The sequence below is a fragment of the Streptomyces lichenis genome, assembly GCF_023218175.1.
GTDB lineage: Bacteria > Actinomycetota > Actinomycetes > Streptomycetales > Streptomycetaceae > Streptomyces > Streptomyces lichenis.
Window position 1 is genome coordinate 68,739 of the sequence record NZ_JALPTH010000007.1, and the last position, 11,431, is coordinate 80,169.

10 protein-coding genes are annotated in these 11,431 nt (G+C 75.8%); 9 read left to right on the top strand and 1 reads right to left on the bottom strand.

Annotation, left to right across the window (positions count from 1 at the left end):
• From asnB to M1O15_RS09455, 5 genes are all read left to right on the top strand, one after another.
• The gene (gene asnB, locus M1O15_RS09435) at positions 1-1,857 is read left to right on the top strand and encodes an asparagine synthase (glutamine-hydrolyzing) (protein ID WP_248632846.1); all 1,857 of its coding nucleotides are present in this window, start codon (positions 1-3) and stop codon (positions 1,855-1,857) included.
• Positions 1,854-2,429 (top strand): flavin reductase family protein, encoded by a 576-nt coding sequence (locus M1O15_RS09440; protein ID WP_248632847.1) that lies wholly within the window; start codon positions 1,854-1,856, stop codon positions 2,427-2,429. Before asnB ends, M1O15_RS09440 begins: the two co-directional genes overlap by 4 nt.
• On the top strand, positions 2,426-3,874 hold the full coding sequence (locus M1O15_RS09445; protein WP_248632848.1) for a 4-hydroxyphenylacetate 3-hydroxylase family protein: 1,449 nt from the start codon (positions 2,426-2,428) through the stop codon (positions 3,872-3,874). Before M1O15_RS09440 ends, M1O15_RS09445 begins: the two co-directional genes overlap by 4 nt.
• Positions 3,871-4,719, top strand: a complete 849-nt coding sequence (locus M1O15_RS09450; RefSeq protein ID WP_248632849.1) for a class I SAM-dependent methyltransferase — start codon at positions 3,871-3,873, stop codon at positions 4,717-4,719. The genes M1O15_RS09445 and M1O15_RS09450 overlap by 4 nt, the downstream gene beginning before the upstream one ends.
• Before the next feature lie 126 nt (positions 4,720-4,845).
• Positions 4,846-5,700 carry a helix-turn-helix domain-containing protein gene (locus tag M1O15_RS09455; RefSeq protein ID WP_248632850.1) on the top strand — a complete coding sequence of 285 codons (855 nt, stop codon included), beginning with the start codon at positions 4,846-4,848 and terminating at the stop codon, positions 5,698-5,700.
• Positions 5,701-5,712: 12 nt separating this feature from the next.
• Here M1O15_RS09455 and M1O15_RS09460 read toward each other — a convergent pair whose 3' ends face one another.
• On the bottom strand, positions 5,713-7,014 hold the full coding sequence (locus M1O15_RS09460; RefSeq protein WP_248632851.1) for an MFS transporter: 1,302 nt from the start codon (positions 7,012-7,014) through the stop codon (positions 5,713-5,715).
• 593 nt (positions 7,015-7,607) lie between these two features.
• Here M1O15_RS09460 and M1O15_RS09465 point away from each other — a divergent pair.
• From M1O15_RS09465 to M1O15_RS09480, 4 genes are read left to right on the top strand one after another with little or no spacing between them, the layout of a single operon-like run.
• Positions 7,608-8,717, top strand: a complete 1,110-nt coding sequence (locus tag M1O15_RS09465; protein ID WP_248632852.1) for an LLM class flavin-dependent oxidoreductase — start codon at positions 7,608-7,610, stop codon at positions 8,715-8,717.
• Positions 8,714-9,583, top strand: a complete 870-nt coding sequence (locus M1O15_RS09470; RefSeq protein ID WP_372499416.1) for an ABC transporter permease — start codon at positions 8,714-8,716, stop codon at positions 9,581-9,583. Before M1O15_RS09465 ends, M1O15_RS09470 begins: the two co-directional genes overlap by 4 nt.
• A gap of 50 nt (positions 9,584-9,633) precedes the next feature.
• Positions 9,634-10,668 carry a taurine ABC transporter substrate-binding protein gene (locus M1O15_RS09475; protein WP_248632853.1) on the top strand — a complete coding sequence of 345 codons (1,035 nt, stop codon included), beginning with the start codon at positions 9,634-9,636 and terminating at the stop codon, positions 10,666-10,668.
• The gene (locus tag M1O15_RS09480; RefSeq protein WP_372499417.1) at positions 10,655-11,431 is read left to right on the top strand and encodes an ABC transporter ATP-binding protein; all 777 of its coding nucleotides are present in this window, start codon (positions 10,655-10,657) and stop codon (positions 11,429-11,431) included. The genes M1O15_RS09475 and M1O15_RS09480 overlap by 14 nt, the downstream gene beginning before the upstream one ends.

Consider the following 11,431-nt stretch of genomic DNA (forward strand, 5'->3'; position numbering starts at 1 on the left):
ATGTGCGGGATCACCGGCTGGATCGACTTCACCCGCGACCTGCGCCAGGAGCACGCGACGGTACGGGAGATGACCGCCACCCTGGCCTGCCGGGGCCCGGACTCCGACGGCGTCTGGCTCTCCCGGCGGGCCGCCCTCGGCCACCGGCGGCTCGCCGTGATCGACGTGGAGGGCGGCGCCCAGCCGCTCACCGGCGGGGACCCCGGCACCGACCGCGCCGCCGCCGACCGCGCCGCCGCCGTGCTCGCCTACAACGGCGAGCTCTACAACCACCAGGAGCTACGCGGCCGACTCACCGCCCTCGGGCACCGGTTCCGCACCCGCTCCGACACCGAGGTGGTGCTCCGCGCCCATCTGGAGTGGGGGAGCGAGGCGCCCCGGCGGTTCGACGGGATCTTCGCCTACGCCGTCTGGGACGAGCGTCAGGGCGAACTCACCCTGGTCCGCGACCATCTGGGCATCAAGCCGCTGTACTGGCACGCCTACCCGGGCGGTCTGCTGTTCGGCTCCGAGCCCAAGGCGCTGCTCGCCAACCCGCTGTTCCGGGCCGAGCTGGACGCCGAGGGGATCGCCGAGCTGTTCGCGCTGCCCGCCGCCCCCACCCCCGGGCACGGAGTGCTGTACGGGCTGCGCGAGGTGCGCCCCGGCCGGCTGCTGCGGGTCACGGCGGCCGGGCTCCGCGAGGAGCGCCACTGGACCCTGGAGTCCCGGCCGCACACCGACGACGAGGACACCACCCGCCGGACCGTGCGTACCCTGCTCGCCGAGGCGGTGGAACGCCAGCTGGTCAGCGACGTCCCGCTGTGCAGCCTGCTCTCCGGCGGCGTGGACTCCAGCGCCGTCACCGCGCTCGCCGCGCGGGCCCGCCAGCGCGCCGGGCAGGGCAAGGTGACCACGTACTCGGTGGACTTTCCCGGCAGTTCGGAGCGCGCGCCGGACGACTGGCGCACCGCCCATGACGCCCCGTTCGCCCGCGCCGCCGCCGACCACATCGGCACCCTGCACACCAGCGTCATCGTGCCCGACGACGATCTGCTGCCGGCCCGCGACGCCGTGCTGCGCGCCCGCGACCGGCCCGGCTGGGGCGAGATGGACGCCTCCCTGCACCTGCTCTTCCGCGAGGTGCGGCGCCGCTCCACGGTCGCCCTCTCCGGTGAGGCGGCCGACGAACTCTTCGGCGGCTACCCGTACTTCCACGACCCCGCCGCGCTCGCCGCGCCCGCCTTCCCCTGGCTGCACGGGCGCACCACCCCGGCCGCGCTGCTCCGCCCGGACGTCGCCGAGCGGGTCCGGCCCGAGGAGTACGCGGCCGACGCCTACACCACCGCGCTCGCCGAAACCCCCCGGCTGGACGGCGAGTCGGGGCACGACCGCCGCATCCGTGAGATCTTCCACCTGGCCCTGACCCGCTGGCTGCCGCCGCTGCTGGACCGGGTGGACCGGGTCAGCATGTCCGTGGGCCTGGAGGTCCGCGTACCGTTCTGCGACCCCCGGCTGGTCTCCTACCTGTGGAACGTGCCCTGGTCGCTGAAGGCGCCCGGCGGCCGGCCCAAGGGGCTGCTCCGGGACGCGGTACGCGATCTGCTGCCGCCCTCGGTGGCCGACCGGCCCAAGAGCGGCTACCCCTCCACCCCGGCGGTCCGCTACACCGAGGTGCTCACCGAGCGCGCCCACGCCCTGCTCGCCGACCCGGCCGCGCCCGTCTTCGACCTGGTCGACCGGACCGCGGTCCGCCGCGCCCTCGCCGAGGGCCGCCCGCTGCCCAGCCCGCGCACCGCCCCCAACCCGGTCGGCGGCCTGGACCACCTGGTCCAGCTCGACGAGTGGCTGCGCGCCTACCGCGTGGGCCTGCGATGAGCCCAGCCGCCGGCGCGCCCGGCCACCTCCCCGGCGCCCCCGGCCCGGACCTCTTCCGCCGCACCGCCCGGGCCTGGAGCACCGGGGTCGCGCTGCTCACCGCCGGGGAGGGCGAGGAGGTGTACGCCAAGACGGTGTCCTCGCTGGTCACGCTCTCCCTGGACCCGCCGCTGGTGAGCGTCGCCGTGGACCGGCGCAGCCCCCTGGCGGAGGCGGTGCGCCGCACCGGGCGGTACGCGGTGAGTGTGCTCGCCGCCCATCAGGAGCCGCTGGCCCGGCGGTTCGCCGCCCGGGGGGCCGGGCGGGCGCGGGGCTGCTTCCCCGGCGTACCGCTCACCCCACTGGCCACCGGCGCGCCGGTCCTCGCCGACTGCCCCGGCTGGTTCGACTGCCGGCTGGACGGCGTCCTCGGCGGCGGCGACCACCTGCTGCTGGTGGGCCGGGTCGCGGCGGCCGGCGGCGACGGGGGAGAGCCGCTGCTCTACCACGCCGGCCGCTACCGCACCCTGCGCCCGGCCGCCCCCACGCCCCTGTCCGTTCCGACCACCACCGCTACGGGAGCCCGCGCATGACCCTGCTCACCGGTGACCGCTACCGGGCCTCGCTGGACGACGGCCGAGAGCTCTACCTCGACGGCGACCGCGTCACCGACCCGGCCCGCCACCCCGCCTTCGCCCCGGCCGCCCGCGAACTGGCCCGCCAACTCGACCTCCAGCACGACCCCGAGCACCGGGAGCTGCTCACCTGGAAGGACCCGGCCACCGGCCACCGCCTCGCCCGCGCCCACCAGCCCACCCGCACCCCGGAGGAGCTGAGGGTCCAGCGGCGCAGCGCCGAGTTCTGGCACGCCCAGTCCTTCGGCCAGCACGGCCGCTCACCCGCCTTCATGGCCTCCATCGCCCTCGGCGTGTACGACTTCCGGCACCGACTGGCTGCCGGCCGCCCCGAGTTCGGGGCCAACGCCGAGGCCTGGTACCGCCATGTCGCCGAGAACGACCTGGTCCTCTCGCACGCCCTGGGCGACCCGCAGGTCGACCGCTCCGCCGACCCGGTGGACGACCCCGACCTCGCCCTGCGGGTGCTCTCCGAGGACGACCGGGGCATCGTGGTGCGCGGCGCCAAGCAGCTCACCACCCTCGCCCCGCTCGCCCACGAGGTGCTGGTCTACCTCTCGGCCTCCTTCACCCAGGGCCGCGGGGAGCAGTTCGTCGTCTGGTTCGCGCTGCCGCTCAACGCCCCCGGGCTGATCACCCTGTGCCGCGAACCGCTCGGCAGCGAACCCTGGGGCCACGGCCATCCGCTCGGCGCCCGCTTCGACGAGCAGGACGCCATGCTCTTCTTCGACGACGTCCTCGTCCCCTGGGACCGGGTCTTCCTGCTGCGCGACGCCGACCTGGCCCGCGAGGGACTGGGCCGGATCAACGCCTGGAGCGCGTACATCGGCCACATCCGCTTCCGCGAACGGCTGCGCACCCTGCTGGCCACCGCCACCCTGGTCGCCGAGTCCATCGGCGTGGACGGCTTCCGCAACGTCCAGGAGGACCTGGGCCGGCTAGCCGGCTACGCGGAGATGGCCGAGTACTTCCTGGACGCCGCCGAGGCCCGGGCCCGCCGCACCGACAGCGGGCTGCTCGCCCCCGGCGACACCGCCGCCAGCCGCGTCTGGTCCGCCGAGGTGGCCGGGGAAGCGGTGGGGATCGTCCGCCGCATCGGCGCCTCCGGACTGCTGATGCAGCCCACCGAGAAGGATCTCGCCCACCCCCGGCTCCGCCCGCACCTGGACCGCTACATGCGCGGCCGAGGGGTGGACGCCGACTACAAGTCCCGGCTGTTCCGGCTCGCCTGGGAGCTGACCGGCGACGGCTTCGGGCAGCGCCAGGACCTCTACGAGTACGTCCACCGGGGCGACCTGACCCGCAACCGCATCAACGTCTTCAAGCGCTACGACAACAGCGAGGCCCGCGCCAGGCTCACCGGCCTCCTCGGCGGCGCCCCGCACGAGGAGGCAGCACGATGACCGCCGCACCCGACGTCCAGACCCAGGCCCGGCGGCTGGCCGGATACGCCGACGCCAGCCGGCTGCGCCAGGAGCACGACCGCGACTGGGTGCTGGACCGGATACCCGGCGCACCGGCCACCCTGTTCGACCTCGGCAGCGGCATCGGCCAGCTGCTCGACACCGCCCTGGACCGCTTCCCCTCGCTCACCCGCGCCGTCGGCCTGGAACGCTCCCCGCACCGGATCGCCGAGGCCGAGGAACGGCTCGCCCGGCACGGCGCCCGGGTCGAACTGCGCCCCACCGACCTCACCCGGCCCGCCCCGCTGCCCTACCGCGCGGACGTGGTCACCATGACCTCCGTACTGCACTGGCTCTACCCGGTGGAGGAGCGGATCCTCAGCTGGGTCGCCGAACACCTCGCTCCCCGGGGCCGGTTCCTGCTGACCACCTACCACCCGGACCGCGACGAGCACGGCTTCGGCGGCGAGGACGACATCGTCCGCGCGGCGCTCGGCGAACTGGGGCTGCGCCCCGGCACCGTACCCGGTCTCTTCCGGGCCGGCGGGGTGGTCCCGATCGGCACCCGGACCCGCACCACCGACGACCTCGGGCACCTGCTGGCCCGCCACTTCACCGTCGCCGCCGTGGACGAGCGGGACGCCGTGGTCACCGCCGACTCCGCCGAGCGCTACACCCACTTCCACGCGGCGACCTTCGGCGACTACTACGGCCGGCTGGTCGAACCCGCCCGCCGCCCCGACTTCTACCGGGCCGTCGGCGAGGTGGCCGCCCGCCGCCAGGAGCAGCGCGGGCACATCAGCTCCATGCCGGTGCGGCTCTGGCAGCTGGCCCCCGCCGACTGAACCGGCCGCCTACGCTGAGGAGCCGAACGCCCGCGCCGGACCGGGGCACGGCGGCCGCATCCCACGGGGGCGGCCGCCGCCTCGCGGCCCGGGCCCCGCCCATTGCGCACCGAGGAGCCACCACCGATGCCACCTCCCACCGCCGGCGCCGAACTCGGCGCCTTTCTGCGCGCCCACCGCGAACTGCTCAAGCCCGCCGACGTGGGCCTGGTGCCCACCGCCCGCCGGCGGACCCCCGGGCTGCGCCGCGAGGAGGTGGCCTCGCTCTCCGGGGTGGGCCTCGCCTGGTACACCTGGCTGGAGCAGGGCCGGGTCACCGCCTCCCGGCAGGTCCTGGAGGCGGTCGCCCGGGCGCTGCGGCTGGACGCCGCCGGACTGCGGCACGCCCTGCGGCTGGCCGGCTACCACGAGAGCGCCGCCACCGCCGGTGACGGCCACCGCTCGGCGCTGGCCGCCGCGGTCCGCCCGGTGCTGGACTCCTGGCCGGCCAGCCCCGCCGTGCTGGTGGACCGCTACTTCGACCTGCTCGCCTGGAACGCCCCCTGGACCGCGCTGTGGGGCGACCCGGACACGGTCCCCGCCGAACGCCGCAACCTGATGTGGCTGATGGCCGCCGACCGCCGGCTGCGCCGGGTGCTGCACGACTGGGAGCCGCTGGCGATGAACGTCTTCCAGCACTTCCGCGCCCAGGCCGGGCCCGCCCTCGCCGACCCGCGCACCAGCGAGGTCTACCGCCACCTCGGCGAGGACGTGCCGGAGCTCAGCCACTGGTGGGGCTGCCACTCGGTGGCCGAGCTCACCGCCCGCGGCGTCACCGTGGAGCCGGACGAGGGCCGGCGCATCTCGCTGGCGCTCTCCTCCTTCCACCCGGTGGACGACCCCACCGCACTGGTGCTGCTGTTCACCCCCGGCACCGAGGAGGACCGCACGGCGATGGCCCGCCTCGCCCAGGGGGCGCCGCGGGCCGTGCCGGTGGGCTGACCCCGCCCCCGGTCAGCCGGCCGCCGGATCGACGCCGCTCACCGGCTCCGGGCCGGTCGGCTCCGGGCCGGCGGCCGGGGCCGACCCGCGCCGCAGCCCGGTGCTGAGCAGCAGCCCGCCCAGCGCGGCGACCACCGCCAGGGCCACCCCGATCACCAGCGTGCCGGTGGCCACCGCGGTGAACGCGCCGACCGCCCAGGCGCCGACGCCGGTCCCCGCGTACATGGTGGAGGTCAGCCAGGCGCTGGAGGTGGCCCGCAGCTCCGGTGCCGCGGTCCCGGCCAGCGTCTGCTGGTCCGTCACGAAGCCGCCGCTGGCGACGAACCAGACGACCACCCCGGCCAGTGCCAGGACCAGCCCCGGCCCGGTGGCGGCCAGCGCCACGCCCACCGCGAGCAGCACCCCCCACACCGCGAGCAGCGGCAGGTCGGTCCGGCCGGCCGCCCTGGCCCGGTCGCCGAGCCGGCCGCCCAGCAGCGAACCCGCCACACTTCCGGCGCCCACCAGCACACCGACCAGCCCCAGCGCCTCCACCGACAGCCCGAACCGGGCCACCAGCAGCGCGCCCAGGAAGGTGTACGCGCCGAGGTTGGCCGCGTGGAAGGCGGTGTTCACCAGCAGGGCGTTGCGCAGCGACGGCACGCCCCAGGCGGCCACCACCCCCTTGACGGCGCCCGCCCCGCCGAAGCCTCCGGGCGCGGCCGCGGTGGGCGCCACCTGGCGCAGCAGCAGCGGTACGGCGGCCAGGGTGCCCAGCGCCAGCGCCCAGAACGCCGAGCGCCACCCGGCCGCCCCGGCCAGCAGCGCGCCCAGCGGCACCCCGATCACCTGGCCCAGCGAGAACAGCGCCATGCCCAGGCCCAGGGCCCGGCCGCGCACCCGGTCCGGGGCGGTCTCCGCGATATGCGCCCAGATCGCCGGACCGGCCGCCGCGGCCGCCAGGCCCGCCACCGCGCGGGACACCACCAGCAGCGCCAGCCCGCCGGAGAGCGCGGCCGCCGCGTTGGACACCAGGAACAGCACGGTCCCGGCCAGCAGCGCCCGGCGCCGCCCGAACCGGTCGCTGAGCAGCCCGAGGAACGGCGCGGTCACCGCGTACGCCAGCACGTACGCGGTGACACTGGAGGCGGCGGCCGCCTCGCTCACCCCGATGTCATCGGAGATGGTCGGCAGCAGCGGGGAGACCAGGAAGGTCTCGGTACCGAAGAGGAACAGCAGCGTGAACACGCCCGCATAGCGCAGCCGGTCCCACCCCTGCCGGGCCTCGGCCGGGGGGCCGGTCTGGTCGGCGGGGGCGTCGGAGATGCCGCTCACGCGGATCACCACCTTGTCGAGCGTCGGGGAGCCGGAGACCGCCGTCCGCGCGGGAAGCCGCGGACCCGCCGGGCGGGAGCAGGTGGACGGCTCCGGCGGGAGGTCGGGGCCGCCCGGCCCGCCCAGCGTGGTCCCGGGCCGGGCGGGGCAGCCAGACAGGCGTTGATGCTGTGACCCCCGCTCATAGGGTCGGACCGGGCCCCGGTGCACGGCTCGACCACCCCGCACGGCAGGTCAGCCGGCGTACGGGGGAGCGCGGAGGACAGGCGCCGGGTCCCGTATGGCGAGACCGGGTGGTCCACCATGCGGATGACGGTTGTGGGGGAGGAGGCCTTCCGGCCAGGATGCGGCCATGGCCTCCGCCCTTGTCTCCCGTCGCCACGTGGATCTGCTGCGTGTGTCGACGATGCTGTGTCGGGCCGCCCGAGCGATCTGATCCGCTCCTGACGGGCGGGCCGCCCGCTGTCCGCGCCGCCCGGTCACCCGTCTTCTCTCCCTCCTTCCCTGATCACCGCCGTCCCCGGTCCCGCCCGGGCGCCGCCGCGCGCCCTTTGGCCGGCCCGGGGCCGGGCGCGCCGCCCTGACGAGGTGTCATGTCTGCATCCCCTCCGCTGCTCCACTGGTTCCTGCCCACCGGCGGAGACGGCCGCGACCCCGGCGGGGTCACCGCCGCCCAGGCCAGGACCTCCGCGGCCACCCGCCGCCCGGCCGGTCTGGACTACCTCGGCCAGGTGGCCCGCGCCGCCGAACTCGCCGGATTCCACTCCCTGCTGACCCCGGTGGGCCTCGGCTGCGTCGACCCCTGGGTGCTCACCTCCGCGCTGGCCGCCCGTACCGAGCGGATCGGCTTCCTGGTCGCCTTCCGCGCCGGGCTGGCCGGGGCCACCCTGCTCGCCCAGCAGGCCGACACCTTCCGCCGGCTGCACGGCGGGCGGATCGCCCTCAACGTGGTCACCGGCGGCGACCCGGTGGAGCAGCGCGCCTACGGCGACCGGCTCGACCACGACCAGCGCTACGCCCGCACCGACGAGGTGATGGCCGTACTGCGCGACCTCCTCGACGGCCGGCGGGTCGACCACCACGGCGCCCATCTCGACATCGAGGGCGCCGAACTGCACCGGCCGGCCGTGGAGTCACCCGTGCCGCTCTACTTCGGCGGCGCCTCCCCGGCCGCTGAGGAGGTGGCCGCCCGCCGGGCCGACGTCCAGCTCTTCTGGGGCGAGCCCCCGGCCGCGATCGCCGAGCGGATCGCCCGGCTGCGCTCCCGCGCCCCGCGACTGCGCTACGGCCTGCGGCTGCACATCATCAGCCGGGACACCGCCGAGGAGGCCTGGGCCGAGGCGGACCGGATCCTGGCCGGTCTCGACCCCGAGGCGGTCCGCGCCAGCCGGCGGCGGTTCGCCCGGATGGACTCCACCGGGCAGGCCAGGATGACCGCGCTGCACGGCGGCTCCACCGACGCCGCCGCGCTCACCGTCGCCCCCAACCTCTGGGCCGGGATCGGCCTGGTCCGCGAGGGCGCCGGCACCGCGCTGGTCGGCTCGCACGACGAGGTCGCCCAGCGCCTTGAGGAGTACCGGGCCCTGGGGGTCGGTGAGTTCGTGCTCTCCGGCTACCCCCATCTGGAGGAGGCCTGGCGGGTCGGCGAGGAGGTCGCGCCCCGGCTGCGCGCCCTGGCCACCCGGAAGGCGGCGGCCGCGTGAGCGCCACCGCCACCCGTACGCCCGTCAAGGAACCACCTGCCGCGTCCGCCACGTCCCCGGCGAGGAAGCGGAGCCGGTGGCCGGTCGTACTGCGCCAGGCGGCGCTCCGGGCGCTGGCCCTCGCGGTGCTGCTGCTCGCCTGGCAGTGCGCGGTCTGGGCCGAGCTGTGGCCCCGGGTGCTGGTGCCCTCGCCCGGCGAGGTCTGGGCGGCGCTGCTGCGCACCTCCACCGTGCACGACGGCGTCCGCGGCCAGAGCGGCCATCTGCTGATCGAGCACCTGGGCACCAGCCTGCGCCGGATCGGCATCGGCACCGGGTACGCGGCTCTGGCGGGCATCCCGCTGGGGCTGCTGATCGGCGTGGTCAAGCCGCTCGCCGTCGTCCTGGAACCGGCCGTCTCCTTTCTCCGCACGCTTCCTCCGCTGGCCTATCTCTCCCTGCTGGTCATCTGGTTCGGCATCGACGAGTCGCCCAAGATCTGGCTGCTGGTCATCGCCGCCTGCCCGCCGATCGCCGCGGCCACCGCCGCCGCCGTCCGCACCGTGCCCGGCCAACTCCTGGAAGCGGCCCGGGCGCTGGGCGCCTCACCGCTCAACCTGCTGCTCGCCGTACGCCTCCCGGCGGCCCTGCCGGAGATCTTCACCGGTGTCCGGATCGCCGTCGGTATCGCCTACACCTCCGTCGTCGCCGCCGAGACCGTCAACGGCGTCCCCGGCATCGGCGGCATGATCCGCGACGCCCAGCGCTACAACCAGACCGATGTCGTCATCGTCGGCATCCTCGCCATCGGGCTCTCCGGAGTGCTGCTCGACACCGCCCTGCGCGCTCTGGAGCACGCGGCCGTGCCCTGGCGCGGCCGCGCCTGAGCCCGCGCCCCCACCCTTCCCGTACCACCCCTGCTCACAGGAGTACCGCCATGTCCGCACGTCCCCGCACCCTCCGGCTCGCCGCCGCCCTGGCCGCCCTCGCCCTGGCCGCCACGGCCTGCGCCGGCGGGTCCGCCGACGGCGACGGCTCCGGCAAGACCCGGGTCCGGATCGCCTACCAGGCGATCCCCAACGCCGACCTGGTGGTCAAGAACCAGCGGCTGCTGGAGAAGGCCCTGCCGGACGCCGAGATCACCTGGACGAAGTTCGACTCCGGTGCCGACGTCAACACCGCCGTCATCGGCGGCGCCGTCGATCTGGGCCTGGCCGGCTCCAGCCCCGTCACCAAGGGGCTGTCCGCGCCGCTGGACATCCCCTACCAGGTGCTCTGGATCCACGATGTGATCGGCGACAACGAGGCCCTGGCCGCCCGCAAGGAGATCACCTCCCTCGCCCAGCTCAAGGGGCGCAAGGTCGCCGCCCCGTTCGGCTCCACCGCCCACTACTCACTGCTCGCCGCCCTGGACAAGGCCGGGGTCGACCCCTCCTCGCTCACCCTGCTCGACCTCCAGCCGCCGGACGCGCTGGCCGCCTGGCAGCGCGGCGACATCGACGCCGCCTATGTCTGGACGCCCTCGCTCACCGAACTCCTCAAGGACGGCCACCCGCTGACCACCAGCCGCCAGGTGGCCGCCGACGGCAAGCCCACCGCCGACCTCGGGGTGGTCACCGACGCCTTCGCCGCCAAGCACCCCGAGATCGTGGACGCCTGGGTGAAGGCGCAGGACACCGCCGTACGGCAGGCCAAGAGCGACCCGGAGAAGGCGGCGAAGTCCATCGGCGCCGAACTGAACCTCCCGCCCGCCGAGGCCCAGCGGCAGCTCGGCCAGCTGGTGCTGCTCACCGCCGAACAGCAGTCCGGCCCGGAGTACCTGGGCACCCCCGGCAAGCCCGGCGCCCTTGCCGGGAACCTGCGCGACGCCGCCGTCTTCCTCAAGACCCAGCAGGCCGTGGACGCCGTCCCCGAACTCTCCGCCTTCCAGCAGGCCCTGGCCGTCGAGGAGCTGGCCCGTGCCGCGAAGTGAGGACCAGCCGGCCGACATCGAACTGCATGGTGTACGAGTGGAGTACGGGCCGGTGGCCGCCGTGGACGGGGTCGATCTCACCGTCCCCGCCGGGGAGTTCACCGTGCTGACCGGCCCCTCCGGCTGCGGCAAGACCACCCTGCTGCGCACCGTCGCCGGCTTCGAGACCGCCACCGCCGGCACCGTTCGGGTGCGCCGCTCCACCGGAGTGGTCTTCCAGCAGCCCCGGCTCTTCCCCTGGCGCACCGCCCGTGGCAACGTCTCCTACGCACTGGCCCGCCACGGCGTCCCGCGCGCCGAACGGGCCGTCCGGGCCGACGCCCTGCTGGCCCGGGTGGGCCTGGCGGGGCTCGGCGACCGCCGCAGCTGGGAGCTGTCCGGCGGCCAGCAGCAGCGGGTGGCCATCGCCCGGGCACTGGCCACCGAACCGGAGATCCTGCTGATGGACGAGCCCTTCTCCGCGCTGGACGCCCTCACCCGGGAACGGCTCCAGGAGGAGGTACGCGAGCTGGCCGCCACCACCCGCACCACCGTCCTGTTCGTCACCCACTCCGCCGAGGAGGCCGTCCTGCTCGGCCACCGGGTCCTGGTGATGGCCCCGGCGCCGGGCCGGGTGGTGGCCGAGGTCACCGTGCCGTTCCGGGACCTCGCCACCGAACAGCTGCGCACCGCACCGGAGTTCACCGCGCTGCGGGCCCGGGTCACCGAGCTGGTCCGCGCGGCCGGAGACCCGGCGCCCGCCGCCCGTACCCGTACCGCGTAG

Coding starts and splice junctions, on each gene's coding strand:
- asnB (WP_248632846.1), top strand. CDS start 1: ATGTGCGGGATCACCGGCTGGATCGACTTCACCCGCGACCTGCGCCAG.
- M1O15_RS09440 (WP_248632847.1), top strand. CDS start 1,854: ATGAGCCCAGCCGCCGGCGCGCCCGGCCACCTCCCCGGCGCCCCCGGC.
- M1O15_RS09445 (WP_248632848.1), top strand. CDS start 2,426: ATGACCCTGCTCACCGGTGACCGCTACCGGGCCTCGCTGGACGACGGC.
- M1O15_RS09450 (WP_248632849.1), top strand. CDS start 3,871: ATGACCGCCGCACCCGACGTCCAGACCCAGGCCCGGCGGCTGGCCGGA.
- M1O15_RS09455 (WP_248632850.1), top strand. CDS start 4,846: ATGCCACCTCCCACCGCCGGCGCCGAACTCGGCGCCTTTCTGCGCGCC.
- M1O15_RS09465 (WP_248632852.1), top strand. CDS start 7,608: ATGTCTGCATCCCCTCCGCTGCTCCACTGGTTCCTGCCCACCGGCGGA.
- M1O15_RS09475 (WP_248632853.1), top strand. CDS start 9,634: ATGTCCGCACGTCCCCGCACCCTCCGGCTCGCCGCCGCCCTGGCCGCC.